The sequence below is a fragment of the Pseudomonas sp. SED1 genome (genome assembly GCF_034044025.1).
GTDB lineage: Bacteria > Pseudomonadota > Gammaproteobacteria > Pseudomonadales > Pseudomonadaceae > Aquipseudomonas.
This window is the reverse complement of the sequence record NZ_JAXCIS010000109.1, coordinates 40014-60246: the sequence shown is the minus strand read 5'-3', so window position 1 is coordinate 60246 and position 20233 is coordinate 40014. Positions and strand designations below refer to the sequence as shown.

Below are 20233 nucleotides of genomic sequence, written 5' to 3'. Positions count from 1 at the left end.
CACTGACCGCCCGCTGTTTGTTTCTATGGACGGGCCCAAGGGCACCGGCAAAACCACGCTGCTGGAAGCCGTTACCAAAGCACTGAGGGCGGACAACAAAAAGGTAATCCGGCTGTGCGAGAGAAAAAGCGATCCCTATCGAAGTGAAACAATGGTCCTCGTTAACCAACTCGCCAGAACGCCCAGCCGCGATCTGGAGTGGGAGGTGTGTAAGCGCTTCGCTGATAGCCGTGCCTGGATTTCCCGACACGTGCTGACTCAACAGCCGGCAGACAGCATTGTCTTGATTGACCGCTGGTACCCGTCGGATGCCGCGTTTCGCCGGGGCGTCCCGCTGGCAGACATCCTGCAATTGAACATTGATCGAAACGTGCAAGTGCCGGATCTGCATGTGGGGGTGGTCACCGACCCTGATATTTCATGGGCAAGGGCAGCCGCACGCCGGCGCGGGCTGAGCAGTACCGTGATCCACAAGCTGGAAGAACATGTCGCCTGTACCCAGGCGTTCGAGCAAGCGGTAGCGGATCACGGCTGGGTGTTGTGCCGCAATGAAGGAACCATTGAGGGCGCGACACGGCAGGTCATTTCCGAGATTTATAACGTCCTTGAATCATCCCGGTGTGATTGACCCCGCCTGCTCTTGATAGCCTTTGCGCAGTTTCTCCGCGATCAGCTTTTGCGCTTCGCGCACTGCGCGTTCGGGGCTGTCGAGGGACTTGATCAAGGTCTGGCCCTTGGTGCCGATGCGACCGAAGTTCACCACCACGTCCGCCTGCGTGACGCCGATACGCCAGAACTTGTTGGAATTGCCTTCACCAAAGGTGAACTCACGCATCGGGGTCTGTGCTTCCGGAGTAGACGGAGCCTCGACCTCAACGGTTTCCGGTTCCACTGGCTGTTCAGGTTCTGGCAGCGCGGGCGCCTCTTCACCCCGTAGCAGCGCTTCAATCTGATTCAGCACCTCTTCCGGGGCCCGCAACCAGTCATGGCTGAGCACGTCGATAATCTTCCAGCCGAAGCTGCGCAGCACGGTCGGGCGGAAGATATAACGCTCACGCACGTCAGTCGCGGCCGCCGTATCGCCGTCCAGCAGCACGCCCAGGCTGAAGTGTTCACCGCTGGCGTCACTGATCGCCAGGTCGCAGCGGAACTGCGAACGCCCGACGTATTCCTGCACCGTATGCCCGCGTTTACGCAACGCGGCGGCGAGTGCGCTGCGCAGGCTGTCCTTGGGCAGGCTGACGGCAAAGGATTGCTTCGCGCCTGGATTGAGGTTGGCAAGGATGCCCTGGGAGCGCGGCGCGTCGCCGTTGGCGCTGGCCTGGGCGAATTGCAGGAACCCGCGCAGTGCCGCGGCACCGTCGTTGTGGGTGTTGGTGATGGCATCCGCTTCAATGCTGGAGACGATCGCCATGCGCTTACGCGCACGGCTGAAGATCACGTTCAGGCGCTTTTCCCCGCCGCGCTGGTTGATCGGGCCGAAGTTCATCAGCATCTTGCCGTTCGGTCCTGGCGCGTAGCAGATGCTCAGGATGATCACGTCGCGTTCATCACCCTGGACGTTCTCCAGGTTCTTGACGAACAGCCCATTGAACTGCCCGGCGTCTTCACGCACATATTCTTGCTCAAGGCGCGTGGCAAAGGCCGAGTCACTGGCGGCCAAGTCTTCCAGGGCCTGCTCGATGGCGCCTTGCTGGGCCTCGGAGAAGGCCACGATGCCCAGGCTCAGGCCGGTCTCGCGTTGCAGCAACTCACGCACCAGGTTGGCGATATAACGTGCTTCGGCCAGGTTGCTGCGGCTGAGGTAGACGCCATCGCTCATCTTCAAAAAGCTGATCGGGCTGTCGAGCAGCGTATCGGCGCCCTGAATTACCGCCTGGGCATCCATGGAGTCCAGGGCCGCATGAGCGGGGGCAGTGCGCTCGATACGCCGGTCGGGAATGGTGATCAACCGGCCTTCATAGAACGCCGCGTTGGAGAAGCTGATCAACGCTTCATGTCGGCTGCGGTAGTGCCAGGCCAACAGGGTTGCCGGCAAATTACGCGCGGCCTGGCTCAGCAGGCTGTCGGCGTCGAGGTTGATTGCAATCTGCTCGCCGTCCTCCATGGCGATCAGTTCGTTATCGTCCTGTTCGCCTGCGCTGGAGAAGAAGTTGGTGGGTGGCAATTGCATCTCGTCACCCACCACGATCACCTGCTGCGCACGACTCAAGGCCGGCACGGCTTCTTCACTGGGGATCTGGCTGGCTTCGTCGAAAATCACCACGTCGAACAGGTCCGGGGTCAGCGGCAGCGTGTCGGACACCGACAGCGGGCTCATCAGCCAGATAGGCTTGAGGTCGTTGATCACGCGGCCACTGTCACCACTCGCCATTTCGCGGATGGAGCGATAACGCATGGTCTTGCCCAGCTCGTGTTCCAGTTCACGGCGGCCCTTGGCATAGGCTTTCTTGAATTCACGGGCCAGGGCGTCCAGTTGGGTCACCGACATCGCCGATTGCTTCACATGTTCCAGGAAACGCTGGTGCAGCGTGGCGCTGAGCACATGGGCGTTGTGTTTGAGCAGGCTGCTTTCAGCCTGGCTGACCTGCCGCGCGGCCAGGCTCAAGGCCGGGCCATCGAAGCGCGCCAGTTGCGGGTTGGCGCGGTACAGGCGAGTCAGGTTTTCCTGGGCAATCAACCCATCCAGCGCCTTTTGCGCCAAGGCGTGCTGTTGCACGGCCAACAGGCAGACGGAGTCGGCCTGGTGCAGTTCATTGAGCAGGGGCAGGGTGTCGGGCAGTTCGTCGAGTTCTTCACGCAGGTCGCGCAGGTATTCGGCCAACTCGCCCAGGCTCGGCGCCGGTTCGAACACGCAGTGCTGCGCAACCAGCTCGGCCAGGCGTGCTACCGGCTGGCGCAGGCTGGCTTCCTGGCGTACACCCGGCAGGGCGTTCGGGTTACCGCGCAGGCCTTCGACCCACTGGCGCAATAACGATGATGTGCTCAGTTGCTGGAGCAGGGCTTGCAGGTTTTGCACGAACAGGTCGATGTCCTGGATGCCGTAGTGACTTTGCAGGCGCTGCTGCTCGGCCTGTAACTCGGCGGTGGCGCGGTGTTCGCCGGCCAGGTTATCGAGCACGCTGCGGTAGCTGGGGCGCACCGCATGCTGGCTGAAGTCGTAGCGCCGTTGCAGCTCGCCGCGCAGGCGCCACCAGGAAGGTTGCAGCCAACGCAGCAACGAGCCTTCCAGGCGCTGCACCAGATCCTGCGCGGCCTGGGTGTCCTGGGGCGCGAGTTTGTCGCGCCAATGGCGGGTGGTTTCAGCGGCGTTGTGTTGTTGCACGGTCAGCGTTTGCAGAGCGGCTTGTTCGGCCTGCAACGCCTGGGAACCGGGTGAGCCCGGTTCCAACAGGTCGAGGTGCGATGCCAGGTTGGCGCCGGTCAGTTGCTCGGCTGCCTGGGTCAGCACCCGCGCATCCGCCAGGCGGGTGTCACTGGACAGCAGGCTGGAGGATGACTCCAGAAACGGCTCGACGCTGTCCATCAGCCCACCGGCCTCATCCAGGAACGCCTTGAGCTGGCCATAGGCATGTTCGTGGGTAATGAGGCTTGAGGCCAGGTGGCTGAAAGGGTGACGCGCAAAACTGTCGAGGCCGAAGCGCTCATTGATCGCCTGATACAGGCGGCCAGTCAGTTCACTTTGCGCCTGCCAGTGGCGCCATTCGGGCAAGCGCTCCAGGACTTCGGGCGGCAACTTGGCAGCCACGGCCGGCAGGTCGATCAGATGCCGCACCAGCTCGCGCACTGAGCAGGCCAGGGTCTCCGGCACCTCGGCCATGGCCTGTTCAAAGCGCTCGATCAGGCCCAACTGTTGGCCCAGGGTGGCCAGTGTGGCGTTGCGTCGGGCTTGCAACTGCGGCGACTGGGCATCGCCGGCAATCCAGCGCTCATAGCACTCGCGCAGGTTGCCCACGAAGGCCTTTTTGTCGGTCTGGGAGTCGTGAATCAGGCAGCACAACTCACCCAGTTCACTCTGTTGCAGGCGATGGAACACCACATCCAGTGCCGCGCGCTTTTCGCACACGAACAGCACCCGCAGGCCACGACCGGCATAGTCGGCAATCAGGTTGGTGATGGTCTGGGACTTGCCGGTCCCCGGCGGCCCCTGAATGATGAAATTGCGCCCGGTACGGGCCAGGCTGACGGCAGCGTTCTGCGTCGCATCGCCGGCCACCACGTTCCATTGTTCCGGCAGCGGGATCGGGTCCGGTGCCTGGACCTCGACCTCCCGCGGCTCAATGGAGAACATCCGGTCAAACGCTTCGTTCTGCGCCGGTTCGTCGATCAACTGCGCGTAATCGCGCACCAGCGACATCTTGCGATAGTTGAAGTTGGCCAGGGTGACCTGGGTCAGGTCGATGTCCCAGGCGTAGCGATGCCCCTGATTCTCGGGCAGGGCGAAGGTGCTGTTTTCAGTACTGCTGGCGACCATCTGCGGATGTTGGTCGCGCACCGACGGCTTGCCGCCGACCGCGAGGCGCAGCGGCAACGCGCTGGGCAGCACCTTTTGCTGGAACAGTTGCAGGCCCAGTGGGCGGTAGTCTTCGCGGTCGTAGCTGAAATCCGGCTTCACCAACGGCATGGCCGAGCGCTGACGGGCGCGGCGGCGCTGGAAGTGGTGCAGGTGCTGCACTGCCTTCTGGTGGATCAGTTCGATTTGCGGTTTGCTTTGCAGGCGCAACTCCACGCCAGGCTCGGTCAGCTTGATCTGGCGCGCAATATCCGCGTGAATTTCTTCAAGCGAGGTTTTTTGCAGGTCGACGGTTTCCGGCAATTGGATATCGTAGAGCTGGCGCAATTGATGGCGCAGTACCGGGTTGAATTCGGCCTCGGTCTCATCGCACTGCAACATGAACTGGTCGCGCACACCTTTTTTGCGGCTCAGCTCCACCGGCAGCCACAACAACGGGGTAACGATGCGTTCTTCCGGCGTGTCCTTGAGGTTGTGCCAGCGCATGAAGGCCACCACCAGGCGCAGGTTGCTGAAGCCGAACTCGGCACGGTCGCGGCGGGTTTCCTGGATGATGCGTTCGAGGGACGCCTGCAGCCAGGTCTGGTCTTCAAACCGCAGCCATTGCTGCAGGCCAACCGGCTTGCCGCTCAACACCTGCTCGGAGAAACCACCGAAGGTAGGCTGCCAGGTGCACAGCGTTTCAGGCCGGATGCTTTCAATCCGCATCACCAGCGGCACGCTGGCCACGGTCAGGTTGACGTTGGCCTGAGTCGGCCGGAAGTGCAGCAGGCGATTGCGCCGCGACAGGTCAAACAACCGGTTGCGCAGGTGCTCCAGCACCACGGTGCGCCGCGACGCCGGGCCTTCGGCCTGGGCCAGCACACGCTCGACATCCAGGCTGGCCGGCTGCTCGCGCCAGGACTCCAGACGCCGGGCCAGGGAACTGACATCGGTGGCGCGCTCGTGCCGGTTGAGTTCGGTCATCTCGACGATCAGGTTGGCCAGCACCGGGTTAAGCCGGCCGTTGAGCTGGAACAGGTTGCGCCGGTGCCGGGCAAACGTCTTTACGTCATTGATATCGGCAAAATCCAGCCCACAGGCCAGGCACGCCAGCAACTGCCCGAGCTGGAAAATATCGGTGATTTCGTCGTGATGCCCGAGACGATGCTCCCAACTGTGCAAGTCCGTGAGGAACACCGGGCGGTCGATGGCCTGGTGCGGGTCTTCCTGCACGTGCAGGTCGGTAATGGCCACGCCACTTTCCGAATCCCGAGTCAGGCGCACCGTGCCGACGATATTCAGCGCCGACTCCGGATTGGGCTGCACCTGCTTGATTGCCTCCAGCGCCAGGCGCGGCGGCACGCCCTCGAGGTTGCGCAGTTGCAGGGTGCGCTCTGGCCCCAGCATCACGTTGAGGTAGCTGAGCTGGGCGACACGCCCCTGTTCATGCAATTGCGCCACCTGGCGCAGCAGCGGCAACGCCAGGAACACCACATCGTCGATGGGCACCGCAGCGCCATCGTGGCTTTGCAGCAATTGAGTGAAGGTGACGGGTTGGGTTATTGGGTCCATGTGTCGACCTCCGCTTTGAGCGCGCGAACGATCGGGTCGAGCTCACGTTTGGGTAATTTGATATCGCGCTTGAGCACGTTGATAAAGTCGTCAGCGCTGCCGAGCTTCTTCGCGGTGCGCGCGGCATGCAGCAACGCGTCGTCGCGCAGGTCGCGGTCCACCAGGCTCAGGTCGAGCATGATGAAGTGCAGGTATTCGTGGATGCTCGCGTCGATACGTTCGGCATTCAGCGTGCCAAGGTCCAGGGGCGTTTCAGTGTCCTTCCAGTCGGGAAAGAACCCCCGCACCTGATTCAGCACCACCTCCGACTGCAACACCGAGGCGCCGATAAAGCTGGCGATAAAGCCGCGGGTGAGGGCGGTCAGCTCCACCTGGTCGGTCACATCCAGGCGACTGAGCGACAACGGCCCACGCAACCGGCGGTGCAGCCAGGCGTCCGTTTCCGGAAGCTGCTGCCACCAGCTGTCTACGGCCTGGGAGCGCAGAAACGCCTCCGGGTGCGATACGCCCTGGGACAACTGCGCATCCTTGCCATCCAGTTCACGGGCCTGCTGCAAATAGCTGGCCGCATCGACACTGACAATCCCGGTATGAATCTTCACCAGCGAGGTGATGGACGCTTCTGGACCGCTGGCCACCAACGCCGCACCGCGGTCGGCATAGATCTCGGTGTGCAGGCTGTATAACCGCGCGGTCTGTTCCAGGCTGGGTGGGGTGTACACGTCAGCCATCGCGTGATTCAGAATCCGGTCGGCGGTGAGAAAGTCACCATCATGCTCCGACCACAGACGGTAATGCGCCAGCTCATGCCCCAGCAACGCCAGCAACTCCTGGGCGTCGAGCCGTTCCAGGATCGGCCCGTAGAACACCACATGCACTTCACCGGCCAGGAAATACAGGCTCGCATTCATCGCGCCATCGCCGGCCTGGTAAAGCGTGGCAGGGGCCTGGATCTGCAAGCACTGCAACGCCGTCTCGCAAGCCTGATAGGCCTGCGGATGAGTCTCGGGGCTCAGGCGGTAAGTGTCTCGCAGCAATTGCGCACGCACATCCTGGGCATGTTCCTGCTGAACCCCGAGGGACGAGGCCCAGCTCCACACGGCAGGTTCACTGGCTTTCAGGTAATCGACTACCTGCTGGTGGTAAGGCAATGGCGTCAGGCTGCTGATGTCCAGCGCGGCGGTACTCATCGTTCAAACGTCCTTGAGGATACGGCTCCATAAGCTGCGCCTGGGCTGGCATCCCGGTATCAGTGGTCGGCAATAAACGCGGAGCATACCTAGGGGAGGGGGAAATTACTTGTGAAAACTACACATTCCCGCGTGCGGCGGGCGTGTTCAAGCGGTTCCACCAGACACCGTTGTGCACCCGCGTAAAAAAAGATTGAATAATCACATCTATTGTTATTTAAATAACACCACAAGAGCGTCACGACCTCCCTGGCCGTGCTCGCAACAAGATGGGATGACCCTGTGAATGACAATTGAAGAACGTTTGATGGAACAGGCAAAGCGTGCCGCCGAGAGCACGTACTCGCCTTACTCCCATTTCCCGGTCGGCGCGGCGTTGCTGACCGCCGACGGCGAGGTGGTACAGGGTTGCAACGTGGAGAACATCTCTTACGGGCTGACCAACTGTGCCGAGCGCAGTGCCTTGTTCAGCGCCATCAGCCAGGGCCATGCGCCGGGCAGTTTCAAGGCGATGGCGGTTTATGCACCCAACGTTTCACTGATAAGCCCTTGCGGTGCCTGCCGCCAGGTGATGCTGGAGTTGATGGCCAAGGATGCAGTGGTGATTTGCCAGGGCAGTGACCCGGCCGCCACGCGCACCTGGACCCTGGAGCAATTGCTGCCAGGCGCCTTCGACGCTTTCTAATCCTGGGCAGGCCTTCGGGCCTGCGTCCGCTTGGTCCATTGTTGAGACGCCTGCATGATCAGTCTTGTCGGAATAGCGACCCTTATTCTTATTGCCATTGCTTTGTCCCATCAGCGACGCTCTATCAACTGGCGCACCGTCTCGGTAGCGTTTTTGATCCAGGTGTTGATCGGTGCTTTTGCGCTGTACGTGCCTTGGGGCCAGACAGTGCTGGCCTCGCTATCGGGGGCGGTGGCATCGCTGCAGCTCTATGCGAACAAAGGCATCGAGTTTCTGTTTGGCGGCCTGAGTTCGCCGCACATGTTTGAAGTGTTCGGCAGCGGTGGGTTTGTATTCGCGATCCGCGTATTGCCGATGATCGTGTTCTTCGGCAGCTTTATCTCGGTGCTGTATTACATCGGCGTGATGGGCTGGATCATACGGTTGGTGGGCGGCGGCCTGCGCCTGTTGCTGGGCACCAGCCGCATCGAGTCGATGGTGGTGACGTCGGCGATTTTCATCGGCCAGTCGGAAGTACCGCTGGTGGTTCGGCCATTCATTGCCAAGCTGACGCGCTCTGAGTTATTCGCGGTAATGGTCGGCGGTTTCGCGGCGGTGGCCGGCTCGGTGCTGTTGGGTTACGCCGGGCTGGGGGTGGAGCTCAAGTACCTGATCGCGGCGTGTTTCATGTCGGCGCCCGGTGCGCTGTTGATGGCGAAGCTGATGGAGCCGGAAACCGAACCAGCCCGCACCGAACAGGTGATCGAGGAACTGGGACAGGCTGAGAATCGCCCCACCAATATCATCGACGCTGCTGCCGAAGGGGCCCAGGTCGGCTTGCGCCTGGCACTGTCCGTCGGCGCCATGCTGCTGGCATTTATCGCGTTGATCGCCCTGTTCAACGGGCTACTGGGCTGGGCGGGCAACTGGTTTGGCTACCCGCAGTTGACCTTGCAACTGGTGCTCGGGCACGTACTGGCGCCCATCGCTTTTCTGCTCGGGGTGCCGTGGCACGAGGCGGTCATGGCCGGCGGTTTTATCGGTGAAAAACTGGTCCTCAACGAGTTCGTCGCCTATGCCGACCTGGCCAACTACCTGACCGCGGCCAAAGCCGCCGAAGCCGGTGTGCCGCTGTTGTCGGTCCACACCCAGGTGATCGTCACCTTCGCACTGTGCGGCTTTGCCAATCTGTCTTCAATTGCCATTCAACTGGGTGGCCTGACGGGTATCGCCCCGCAACGCCGCCAAGAACTGGCGCGGCTGGGCTTGCGGGCCATGATCGGCGGCACGCTTTCCAATCTGATGAGCGCGGCGATTGTCGGCTTTTTCATCTCACTGTAAGGAGCACAGTATGTGGTTGCCACAAGAAGTGATTCGCCGTAAACGCGACGGGCACACCCTGGCCGCGATGGACATTCAGCGGTTTGTCACCGGAATTGCCGACGGAAGTCTCAGCGATGGGCAGGTGGCGGCGTTCGCCATGGCGGTGTTCATCAAGGGCATGGACGTGACCGAGCGGATTGCCTTGACCGAGGCGATGCGCGACTCCGGCCAAGTATTGAGTTGGGATCTGCCGGGGCCGGTCGTCGACAAGCATTCCACCGGCGGCGTCGGCGACATGATCAGCTTACTGCTGGCGCCCTTGCTGGCGGCCTGCGGCTGTTACGTGCCGATGATTTCCGGGCGTGGCCTGGGGCATACCGGCGGCACCCTGGACAAGCTCGAGAGCATCCCCGGTTACGACTGCCAACCCAGCCCTGAACGTTTGCGCACGGTGGTAGCCGAGGTCGGTTGCGCCATCATCGGCCAGACGGCCAACCTTGCCCCTGCGGACAAACGCTTGTACGTGATCCGCGATGTGACCGGGTCGGTTGAGTCGATTGATCTGATCACCGCATCGATCCTCGGCAAGAAACTCGCCGCTGGCCTCGACGTATTAATCATGGATGTGAAGACCGGCAACGGCGCATTCATGGCCGAGCCGGAGCAGGCACGCGACCTGGCCGCCAGTATCGTCGCCGTGGCCAACGGTGCCGGGGTCAACACCCGTGCCCTGATCACCGACATGAACCAGCCGTTGGCCCGCAGTGCCGGCAATGCCCTGGAGGTTGCCGAAGCGGTAGCACTGCTCAAGGGCGAGGTGCGCAGTGAACGCCTGTGGGCGGTGACCTTGGCCCTGGCTACCGAGGTACTGACGATGGCTGGCCTGGCGAGGGATGAGGCTCAGGCCCGTGATCAATTGCTTCAGGCGTGGCAGAGCGGGGCAGCCTTGCAGCGCTTCGAGCAAATGGTCAGTGCCCTGGGTGGCCCGCAAGGCTTTGCCCACAACCACGACCAGCATTTACCCAAGGCCCCCGTGTCGGTACCGGTATGGGCCGAGGAGGCGGGCTGCGTCAGCGAGATCGACACCCGGGCGGTGGGCTTGGCGGTGGTCGCATTGGGCGGCGGGCGCAGTCATCCAGACGACGTGCTGGATCTGTCAGTCGGTTTCAGCGAGTTGGCCTTTGTCGGTGAACAGGTGAACGCGCAAAGGCCCTTGGGCTGGGTACACGCGCGCAATACAGAGCAAGCCGAGCAGGGCGCATCCGCCTTGCGCGCAGCCTATCGATTAGGTGGTGCACGCCTGGCCGAACGCAACTTGATCCAGGAAATACTATGAGCAAGGCCATCGTGTTGGTGCTGGATTCATTGGGCATCGGTGCCAGTGCCGACGCCGCCCTTTTTGGCGACTCAGGCGCCGATACCTTGCGCCACATCGCCGAGGCGTGCGCCCGTGGCGAAGCCGATGGTCCGTTGCGCCGCGGGCCTTTGTCCCTGCCGAACCTGGGGCGGTTGGGATTGGGGGCTGCAGCGGCGGCCAGTGGCGACGGCCCGTTGCCGGGCGACTGGGGCGACGCTGCACCGAGCGGTGCCTTCGGCCACGCACGGGAGCAATCGTCCGGCAAAGACACACCGTCCGGGCACTGGGAAATGATGGGCGTGCCGGTGTTGTTCGACTGGGGTTATTTCGAAGAGCCGATCAACTCCTTTCCGCCACAGTTGCTGGCCGACCTCATTGAACGGGCAGGCTTGCCGGGTATCCTGGGCAATTGCCATGCCTCGGGTACCACGGTGCTGGACGAATTGGGTGAGGCACACATCCGCAGCAAGCAACCGATTTGCTACACCTCGGCCGACAGCGTGATGCAGATCGCTGCCCATGAAAGCCATTTCGGGCTTGAGGAGTTGTACCGGGTGTGTGAAATAGCGCGCACCTTGTGCGATGAATACACCGTTGGCAGGGTCATTGCCCGACCGTTCACCGGAGAACACCCGGGTGAGTTTCGCCGCACCGGCAATCGCCGCGACTACACCGTGCCGCCGCCGTCGGCGACATTGCTTGATCATCTCTGCGACGCCGGTGGCACCGTGCATGCGGTGGGCAAGATCGGCGACATTTTCGCGCACCGCGGCATTAGTCGGTTGTACAAGGCAGACGGCAACGACGCGCTGTTCGATGCCACGCTCAAAGCTTACAGGGAAGCGCCAGACAACAGCCTGGTGTTTGCCAACTTCGTCGACTTCGACATGCTCTACGGGCACCGCCGGGACCTGGCCGGGTATGCGACCGCGCTGGAAGCCTTCGACCACAGGTTGCCGGAGTTATTGGCATTGATGGACCCGCAAACATTGCTGGTCATCAGCGCCGACCACGGTTGTGATCCTTCTCGTCCGGGCAGCGATCACACTCGCGAGCATGTGCCTGTATTGGCTTATGGTGCGGGCGTGGCGGCAGGCTGGTTGGGTGAGCGTGAAAGCTTTGCCGATATTGGCCAGACGCTGGCGGCGCATTTGGGGTTGGGACCGTTGGAGTGGGGGACGTCTTTTCTGTTGGAGGCTCGTGCTTCATCGCATATGACGCTTGAATAGGAGATGATTTGATCCAGCGACACGGGCGTAAAGAGCTGTTCGCGAGATATGCACTACGCGTTGCGCCAAGCTTGTTGATTTAAAACTTCTGATTTGGTTGGGACGTATCCCCTTGTAATTACGACGCTGAGTTAACAAATGAGGTAGGAGACTTCTAAATGTTCTGGTTAGGGCCATTTGAGTACAAATCTAAAAAGGATCTTTTGGACCGTCTCAAAAACTATCTGCAAAAAGCACAGATTGGCATGATCACTAACAAGCTCGCGGTCAAAAAAATGCACCTGCTCATAGCAATGCACCCGGATGCGAGTAGAAAAATGGGTGTCGGAATCGACCACTTCAAGATCGTGAGGAACCAAGTGGGAGCGGGAAGGGGGATCAGACTCGTCCGCATTGATGGTAGCGAAGAAGGTTTCTCCTACAAACGCTGCATCACTGGCGCAGTCCAATCGCCACATGGCAAGGTATGCGAGGCATTGAGGTTTACTGTGCGTTCTCAATTGATCGCATTTCGTGATGCACTTGGTCTGCCAGTAAAGTGTGCGATCAGCGACGTGATCATCACCGATCGAAAGGATCTACACATTGATCACAAGGATCCTTTCTGGATTCTGCTGGAGCGATTTTGTCAGGATCGCAAAGTAGACTTGGCCGCTCTGGAAACGTCCGGAAATGGAGAAAACCTGGCGTTGATGGACCTGAAGATTTCTACCGCATTCGAGGACTACCACCGGCTCCATGCGGAACTTCAACCGCTATTGAAGGCCGCCAATGTGGCAAAGGGAGGTCGGCGTGCTGCCTTTACGGAAACCAGCATGTAGACGGTAAGGTCGCCGGGAGTTAATGGGATTGGACAATTGGGAGCGTTGCAGGCTTATATACAGCATTTAACATAATATACATTATGCGAACCGTCCTATACGGAGCTGGGGGGCTCTGGTGGTCAGATTGAAATCTGATGCTACTGCTTTTAGCCAGGTAGACAGGCATCATCAGCTTCTGGCCATCTTGGAATCTATCTATGAATCACACACCAAGCGCTGAAAATGAACAGTGGATCGTCACCTGTGAAAACACCGGCGATGGAACTGGCGACCTAGTCCTACCTCTACCTGACGATCTTCTGTCAGCTATCGGGTTGAGCATCGGTGACGTGCTGAACATAGAAAAACAACCTGACGGCACAATAACCCTGACGCCCGTGCGTGCCATCCTATAGCCATCAATTCTGATAACCTTGGGGCCGCTCGGTTCAACGAAGAACCCTAACGCCAAGCCAAGGAGCTACCGATGTCGAAACGATTCATCACCACCTGGTTTTACGCCTCTCTGGAAACCAAAAAGGTGTCCAGTGGTATTTTGGGTATGTCGACCAAAGATGTTTACGACCCAAGGACGGTAAACGTCAAAGAGATGGCTAAACAGCTCGAAGATGTCTACAACGAATATGATGCTGAAGGTTATGACGTAGTGAACATCCTCCCGGTTTCTTTGGGCACATCGGAAGCCTCCATAGCATCAAACGGTAACTATTTAGGTGACGTCGGATTCTCAATCAATCGCGGCGCTATAGTCGTGGGAAAACGAAGAGACTAAGGAATAAAAGTTATAAATAAACTAAATGACTGTTTAGTTGAGTTATATAAAAGACTCCCACAAAAGCCCCTGCTCCTACTATGAAGGCTCTGCCAAATGATGAACTGGCTGAACACTTCGATCAGAGGTAGTATTGACTCATGTGAGTGCATCCACTGAGGATGTCCAGGTATCGGCCTCACCGAAACCTGAAAAAAAACCGCCTGGTCAAGGCGGTTTTTTTTCATCTCAACTTTTGTTCCAGCTTTTGCTGAGCGTGGCTGACTTGAGCAACATCATCAGCTGGCACCAAGGTGGGAGTAATGAAAAGGATCAGTTCAGAAGTTGATGTGGATTGCGTTTCATAGCGGAAAATTCGCCCAAGAAACGGTATCGAAGCGAGACCAGGAACTCGATGCTCCTGGGTTGTTTCGATAGTCGAATACACACCACCAAGCGCAACCGTATCACCAAGTTTAACGCGAACATTTGAGGAGAGAGAAACCGTTTTAATAGGTGGAATACCATTGAGTGCATTAGAGAAATCAGGCTCATCCTTGGCAAGCTTGATATCGAGCCTTACACCAGTGTCGTCAATAAACGGAGTCACATCGAGAGAAAGCGCAGCCTCCTTAAATGAGGTGGAAGTAGCCCCCTGCCCTGCGGTCTGTTGATAAGGAACCTCGGTACCTTTTACGATCCGGGCCTGTTGCTTGTCACGAGCAAAAACATTTGGTCTAGAGATCACCTTTCCATAACCACCCTTCTCCATCGCAGCTAACTCCATATCTAGGATCGCCGAGCTGGAAACAAAGCCGATGCCACCACTAACCGGAAAAGAACCAGCATCAACAAAAGTGCCGACAGTTTTGCCTGCAAAATTTCCAGCCTTGATGGTGCCAGACCAGTTAACACCAAGTTGCTTGGAAAACGAACGATCAACCTCAACGATCCTAGCTTCAATCATTACCTGAGAGCGAGGAAAATCCACAGCATGTAAATACATGGCCAGCTCTTCGAGCCGGGATGGGGAAAGGCGAGCCAAAACAACGCCTGAAGCGTCATTTGCAGCAAGAGATTCTTGATTGAAATCTTTAGAAAAAAGCGGAAACCCTGCGATAGCCTCAGAAGCAAGCATATGTTTTACATTGAAAATAGTGTTTTTATTATCGTCTATTTTCAACGGCAAAGGAGAGTCAAGCCCCTCAAAATACTTGGCGTCATGAGAAATATATAAAACATTACTCTGAATATTATAATGAAGGCCCTTGCTGAGAGATAAATATTTTAATGCATCCTCCCACGTGACAGCCTTCATACGCATAGTCACAGAGCCGTGAAGATCATCGGCGCCAATAAGGTTAAGACCCGCAGAATCAGCAATCAGCTGTAAAGCCGTTTTGGTAGAAACGTCATCAAAGTCGAAGTTGATTTTTGGTAAGTCATCGGCAAAACAGCAGAAGACAATAAAAAGAGAGAAAAAAACAGCCGTAATGGACTTCATCATAATTCCCGTAATGTTGGTCTTAGCCGCCAGTCCCGCTTACGCTACGCTCAGCAGTCCCGCCGCCCAAGCCCCCAATAAAAGGAATTTGTGAGGAGCTTCCACCAGCAGTCCAAGTTGTGATGCGCTCTCCATCGATGTCGCAATAAGCCTCCTTGAAGTCAGAAAAATACCGACAACCAGAAAACGCTATGTAACGAGTACGACCATAAGGTGAAACAAGAACAGCAACAGAAGAATCACGAACACTATTTGTATCAGGTTGTGAAAGGTGAACAAAACCAGAAAGGCGCCAATTAGATGAATAAATAACCTGAGGTTTCACAGGTTTAGCCTGAGTTTGAGGATTTTTTAAAGCGTTAGACCCAATGTCTTTAGGTTGCTCGGTTTTTGAAGGAGTAGGCCCCTTAAAAAAAGACGTAACAGCAGGGATACCAAAAGAAAGGCCCACCACAAAAAGCACAATGAACCCCCAAAGGGTATAGGAACGTAAAAAAGAACCCGTCTTATCAGCCACAGATTCGTCACCAACGTCACCCGTTTGAGATTTAGTGGCCGACCTGTAATAGCGAAAGACATCAGGGTTGAACTTACCAGCAGCTTGACGAATGAGCTTTGATTTAGGCGGGCTGTCGCCAGTTACAACACCAGAATAGGAATTTACTCGATATGCTTTCTTCGTAAATTTCTTAATGACGAAGGTAGTTTCAATTAGAGTTCGAGCCCAGCTAGCAAGCTGAGAAAGATCCTGAGTGACAAGGACAATCCTCATAGAGTTGCCTTTGTCATCAACCATGTGACGGTGCTCAGCCAATAAAGCTTTATCGTTGATATTGGCTTTCTGAACCGTTTGACCGCTTGGCCATCTGCGCCAAAGCTCATCAAGAATCAGAACACAGCCATTACGCACAAACTCATTTAGGTCGGGTCGCTCCCACCAATCATGAGGCAAAATCTCAATGGTGCCACCAAAATCGGCAAGAAGATCATCAACAATTAAAGGAATGTTAGTTACAACATGACGACCTTGTTTCAATGAAGAAATAACTACCCGCTCAACAACGCTGTAGGTTTTACCAGAGCCAGGCTTGCCAACATATCCATGAATAGCCATTAAAGAACTCCGAAAAACTTAACCAATGAAAGGGAGGCGACGAACCATAAATCTAATGAGATAGGCAATAAGAACAGCACCTAACCCAAACTGAATTTGAAAAATATTCATGAAATACCATACACCATCAGGCATGGAATCAAACAAGGTCGCAGACGCTTTTATCTGGTCAGCAATACCAAGCAACTCAAGAATATAAAGCAAGGCATCCCAGAACCACGAAAGGATCATTAATAGGACGTTAATTATCCAAGCTGCAATCTGTTCAATAATGGATTTGAGCCATCCGGCAAAAGCAGAAATCATATTAACCTCACGCAGATAAAACGATGCGAATAGAAACAAAAGACCATAGCGCCATGAATATGGAGGCTAGAATCGGTCTAATCATTTCGAAAAGCTTGCAATGACTATCGAAGACAATATCTTTTCCAAAAAGCTGAACAGTACCAACTGGACAAACCGCTGAAGTATGAGAAGAACCACCAAAACCATTTTTTGCAGCTGTAAAAGTATCTGAACTTACGAACTTATTATGCATAGAGGCAAACTGAGCTTTAACTTGATCACCTTTACCAGCTGTTGCTGAATCAAGATTAAGCGGGCCAGGTGTAGAGAAATGACCACCACCATCACTGCCGCCATCACCATCCGAACCACCACCAGTGCCACCATCACCACCCGTACCACCACCAGTACTGCCATCACCGCCCGTACCACCACCAGTGCCACCATCACCGCCCGTACCACCACCAGTGCCACCATCACCGCCCGTACCACCACCAGTGCCACCATCACCACCCGTACCACCCGTACCACCACCAGTACTGCCGTCACCGCCCGTACCACCACCGGTGCCGCCACCAGGTAGAATAGGAATAGCGGTGCAAGACTCACTACCTAGTAGACGCTCAAAGCCTTCAGAGCAAGGGATCAAACTGCATTGTTTACTGCCATTAGCGAATTCATAACCTTCAGGGCATTTATCCTGCAATTCATCACCGATCTCAGCAAGCTTAAGATTAGGATCGGTGGTGCAAGACGACTCAAGACCATCAACCAGCTTAATGTCATAGTTATAGTTGCAAAAACCTTCATTATCAGAGCCAACTGACAAGTAACATTTTTCTGTATTTCTAACAGTATAATTACAAGACGTAGCACAAACAGTTTCACCTGGAGATTGAGAAAGCACATAACGCTTTCCATCTGATGCAGAAGATATAACAGAGCCAATAGAACCCTTAAAAACTGTGGTTGACTCACAAGAGTGACGAATAGTAACGACTTCATAATGAGTTAAATAGCCACTAGAAACCATATTGCCATTATTGTCTAAATGGCTTTCTTGTGCGCTATAGGTACAGCTATAAGCGTAATATGGCGCCGAAAGCTTTACGCACACTGGAGACTGGTAAGAAAAGGAGTAATATTTAGTACCCCAAACAGACTTCCAATAAGTTTTTTTCTCCTGAGCAAGGACTTCAGCAGCTTCCTCTGGAGTAGAATAAATGAACCCATGATCTTTGCACATATCTTTACCCATGTATGCGCTGGGAGCAATATCGTAAAAGCAACTAAACTTAGGGTCGGCTGCAGTAGCTTGACTGCTGTGAAATAATGATAAGAATGAAAGTAGCATGAACAACGAGAGATAGTTTTTCATAGTTACCAACCTGAGAAAACAGCAAAGGCGCAACCAGAACCAATCACAAACATTGCAAGATAATAAAGCTGATCCATAAAAGCCCCTAAAAAAAGGAGGCTCAAAGAGCCCCCTAAGTAAGTAAGCTAAATAGCTTACGAACGAATGGCAGACAAAACCATTTTAACGCCACGGAACATGGCATAAAGACCAGCGACCAACGCAGCAACAGCCATGATGGCAACACCAACAGCGGTAAAATCAACCGCACCCGAAAGAGCCGTGTAGTCATAAGCATCAGCGGCCATAACATTGGCCGATACAGCAGTAAAAACAGAAGCAACAGCGAACAACTTAGTCAACTTTTTCATAATATCTACCTCAGTCAGATTTAATAAAACTCAGAAGAGTACGAATGCCAATAGACATAATTATAAATGTCGCAGGCAGGGTGAAACCCACTCCGAAGGCAGAAGCCAATAAAGCAGGGTCCAACTGTGAAGGATCAAAAGGAGGTTGAACTTGCACAACCTCCCAAAGCCCAGAGCACTGAGGAAAGCCACCCTCAGTTTTTAGCTCGCCAGTGCAGCGAACAAAATCATACATTAGGGTTCAACCCTCAGACGGTCTTAGCAGCACCTACTTGTGGAGCACCAGCACTAATACGACGCCCTTGTCGCGGATCTACTTCAAAGATAAGACGATCATCACGCACTTGTGCGATAACATCACACTCATACTTTCCTGGCTGAGGAACCTGCTGAGGAGTTTCAGCGTAAAAAGTGCATTTTTGTGGATACGGAATGTTTGGAAGGTGAGCATATGCTTCAAACATGCAATATGGCTTGCCCGATTTTGCAGCAGTGCCACTGCGGTGATTACCGGTTACTTCAACTACGATAACGTTAGACATATGTTGCCCTTATCTCAATGTTGGAAAGTCCGGAACGGTGCCGGGCTTACGGAATGCCCAACTGGGCGCAATGACTTCAGGGTTACGCCTGAAGGTCAAAAATTGACGTTTACTACGCTGTCGAACGATGGCTTGATTTGAAAAGTCAGTAAGAACAGTTCGCATAACATCATTTGCGATACTCTTTACTAACGCCTCATCGGTAACGTGGTTACGAATATCCGATTCGATGTTCCAACGCAAAACTTGAAACTGCTGCTTATCCATTAGAAACCCATCCATTCAACAATAGAGGTTGTTCCTGTTTCTTGACGCTCTACAAACCAGATGCGCTCAGGCTTAACACCCTGCTCCTTTCGTTTCTCAAGTGACTGGAGTGTTTCAGCAACCTGTTGAGCAATTACATTTGGCATGGATGCAGTAAGCCTTTTCTGATCAGCAAGTCGACGACGCTGGCCAGAAGAGAGTTGTGTACCTTGAAAGTCGACCGTTCTCATGCTGCTACCTGCTGAAGATGGTTAGCACGCTGATACCAGACAGGCACGACTAGAGCAGACTTAGAAACTTCACGACATTGTCGAACAAAAACGGGAGCAAAACGGCTTGTGTCACACGCGTTTCGGATATTTATGCCAATACGATTAAGTAATGCGGCGTGCGTTTTAACCTGGGACTTTTTAAAGTCGATATTGGATGTGCCAGACATCCATTCAAGGGCGTAACTAGCCGTGGTACGGGCAGAACGAAGACTACTGCAATGACCCTCAGCAACCAATTGCTCAGCAATGCTCACAATATCCATGGCTGTCACCTTTAACTTTTCATCTATTTTAAGAAACTCACTGTGGAGTTCGGCCAAACGCCTTTCATCAAATAAGCCCCAATAGCAAAGGGCTTCACGCTGTAAGAATTCGCTTTTTAGCTCTTGTTCCAAGCGGACCACGCCTTCTTGTGCGCAGTAATCTCTAACCCGCTTAACATATTTGTACTCTTCTGAGGATTCACCAAATACACGCTTAATCTTACGAAGGCTGTTTAGCTCCATCTCGAAGGCTTTGTCATAGGCTTTACGGTATTGAAGACGACCGCCTTTTCCATCGCCATTAGTAGTCCAATCAACAGTACGACCGTTCGAGTACAGGTGACCAATGGAATGGCCAATTCGTTGGCTAGAAACGCCACGCAAATAAGCAAGTACGTTGCCCTCCCCCAATGCAAAGTTGGTGGTCAGGTCAATTCGTTCAATCTTTGCACCATCAGCAACTCTGTCACCTGATTTGGCACCTGAAACACCCTGACGAATATCAAGCCGGGTGCAACGGGTGAAGCCAGGAAGACCGTACTCACGTAGCAATCCGTTGTAGACCGAGACGCATTGCTCGATGGTCGCGTGTCCAAATAAGTTGTCCAACCGCCCTACCCGGCTAGGATTTCCCTCAACTCGAATTTTTCGGCCCTGGATATGAATAGTGACCGACGTGGAAAAACTACCCTCATGCTTAAAACGGGGACGACTCGTGCTCAAAACCTGATTGGTATTCTCGTCAATCGTCAGGTGCACGATGTTGCCAACGATCGGTAGATCGTGGTCGTGCTCCTGCGAAATCGTGAGCCAATCGATGAACATCCAAAAACCTGTCAAGCCACTAAAT

At 55.3% G+C, this 20233-nt stretch carries 19 protein-coding genes; 8 read left to right on the top strand and 11 right to left on the bottom strand.

The features are described 5' to 3' along the window. Nucleotides 1-25: 25 nt before the first annotated feature. Nucleotides 26-628, top strand: coding sequence for a dTMP kinase (locus SNL23_RS14320; protein ID WP_318302555.1), 603 nt, complete (start codon nt 26-28; stop codon nt 626-628). Here SNL23_RS14320 and SNL23_RS14315 read toward each other — a convergent pair. Next, nucleotides 611-6067, bottom strand: coding sequence for a WGR domain-containing protein (locus SNL23_RS14315; RefSeq protein ID WP_318302548.1), 5457 nt, complete (start codon nt 6065-6067; stop codon nt 611-613). The two genes, SNL23_RS14320 and SNL23_RS14315, sit on opposite strands and share 18 nt — an antisense overlap. Further along, on the bottom strand, nt 6055-7257 hold the full coding sequence (locus tag SNL23_RS14310) for a M48 family metalloprotease (RefSeq protein WP_318302547.1): 1203 nt from the start codon (nt 7255-7257) through the stop codon (nt 6055-6057). Before SNL23_RS14310 ends, SNL23_RS14315 begins: the two co-directional genes overlap by 13 nt. A 286-nt stretch (nt 7258-7543) precedes the next feature. On the opposite strand from SNL23_RS14310, the gene SNL23_RS14305 reads away from it, so the two are divergent. The 7 genes from SNL23_RS14305 to SNL23_RS14280 all read left to right on the top strand — a co-directional run bounded on the left by SNL23_RS14305 (nt 7544) and on the right by SNL23_RS14280 (nt 13426). Then, the gene (locus SNL23_RS14305; protein ID WP_318302546.1) at nt 7544-7942 is read left to right on the top strand and encodes a cytidine deaminase; all 399 of its coding nucleotides are present in this window, start codon (nt 7544-7546) and stop codon (nt 7940-7942) included. 54 nt (nt 7943-7996) lie between these two features. Further along, nucleotides 7997-9262 carry a NupC/NupG family nucleoside CNT transporter gene (locus SNL23_RS14300; RefSeq protein ID WP_318302545.1) on the top strand — a complete coding sequence of 422 codons (1266 nt, stop codon included), beginning with the start codon at nt 7997-7999 and terminating at the stop codon, nt 9260-9262. Nucleotides 9263-9272: 10 nt separating this feature from the next. Continuing rightward, nucleotides 9273-10580, top strand: a complete 1308-nt coding sequence (gene deoA, locus SNL23_RS14295; RefSeq protein WP_318302544.1) for a thymidine phosphorylase — start codon at nt 9273-9275, stop codon at nt 10578-10580. After that, a complete protein-coding gene (locus SNL23_RS14290; protein WP_076013450.1) occupies nt 10577-11830 on the top strand; it encodes a phosphopentomutase in 1254 nt (417 codons plus the stop codon). Before deoA ends, SNL23_RS14290 begins: the two co-directional genes overlap by 4 nt. A 158-nt stretch (nt 11831-11988) precedes the next feature. Further along, a complete protein-coding gene (locus SNL23_RS14285; protein WP_167664329.1) occupies nt 11989-12651 on the top strand; it encodes a DCL family protein in 663 nt (220 codons plus the stop codon). A gap of 200 nt (nt 12652-12851) precedes the next feature. Beyond that, nucleotides 12852-13049, top strand: coding sequence for an AbrB/MazE/SpoVT family DNA-binding domain-containing protein (locus tag SNL23_RS31555; RefSeq protein ID WP_412104214.1), 198 nt, complete (start codon nt 12852-12854; stop codon nt 13047-13049). A gap of 71 nt (nt 13050-13120) precedes the next feature. Further along, nucleotides 13121-13426, top strand: coding sequence for a hypothetical protein (locus SNL23_RS14280; protein ID WP_318302543.1), 306 nt, complete (start codon nt 13121-13123; stop codon nt 13424-13426). Between the two features lie 223 nt (nt 13427-13649). On the opposite strand, the gene SNL23_RS14275 is transcribed toward SNL23_RS14280, so the two are convergent. The 9 genes from SNL23_RS14275 to SNL23_RS14235 all read right to left on the bottom strand — a co-directional run bounded on the left by SNL23_RS14275 (nt 13650) and on the right by SNL23_RS14235 (nt 20208). Continuing rightward, nucleotides 13650-14909, bottom strand: coding sequence for a hypothetical protein (locus tag SNL23_RS14275; protein ID WP_318302542.1), 1260 nt, complete (start codon nt 14907-14909; stop codon nt 13650-13652). A gap of 22 nt (nt 14910-14931) precedes the next feature. Beyond that, nucleotides 14932-16023, bottom strand: coding sequence for a zonular occludens toxin domain-containing protein (locus SNL23_RS14270; RefSeq protein ID WP_318302541.1), 1092 nt, complete (start codon nt 16021-16023; stop codon nt 14932-14934). Between the two features lie 18 nt (nt 16024-16041). Continuing rightward, a complete protein-coding gene (locus SNL23_RS14265; protein WP_318302540.1) occupies nt 16042-16329 on the bottom strand; it encodes a hypothetical protein in 288 nt (95 codons plus the stop codon). A gap of 7 nt (nt 16330-16336) precedes the next feature. Next, nucleotides 16337-17689 carry a hypothetical protein gene (locus SNL23_RS14260; protein ID WP_318302539.1) on the bottom strand — a complete coding sequence of 451 codons (1353 nt, stop codon included), beginning with the start codon at nt 17687-17689 and terminating at the stop codon, nt 16337-16339. 134 nt (nt 17690-17823) lie between these two features. Next, entirely contained in the window at nt 17824-18039 is a 216-nt protein-coding gene (locus SNL23_RS14255; RefSeq protein ID WP_318302538.1) for a hypothetical protein, read from the bottom strand. 248 nt (nt 18040-18287) lie between these two features. Beyond that, a complete protein-coding gene (locus tag SNL23_RS14250; RefSeq protein WP_318302537.1) occupies nt 18288-18581 on the bottom strand; it encodes a propanediol utilization protein in 294 nt (97 codons plus the stop codon). 9 nt (nt 18582-18590) lie between these two features. Further along, nucleotides 18591-18848 carry a hypothetical protein gene (locus SNL23_RS14245; RefSeq protein WP_318302536.1) on the bottom strand — a complete coding sequence of 86 codons (258 nt, stop codon included), beginning with the start codon at nt 18846-18848 and terminating at the stop codon, nt 18591-18593. Further along, nucleotides 18848-19078 (bottom strand): hypothetical protein, encoded by a 231-nt coding sequence (locus SNL23_RS14240; RefSeq protein WP_318302535.1) that lies wholly within the window; start codon nt 19076-19078, stop codon nt 18848-18850. The genes SNL23_RS14245 and SNL23_RS14240 overlap by 1 nt, the downstream gene beginning before the upstream one ends. After that, complete coding sequence (locus SNL23_RS14235; RefSeq protein ID WP_318302534.1) at nt 19075-20208, bottom strand: phage/plasmid replication domain-containing protein; 1134 nt, start codon at nt 20206-20208, stop codon at nt 19075-19077. Before SNL23_RS14235 ends, SNL23_RS14240 begins: the two co-directional genes overlap by 4 nt. Nucleotides 20209-20233 lie beyond the last annotated feature (25 nt).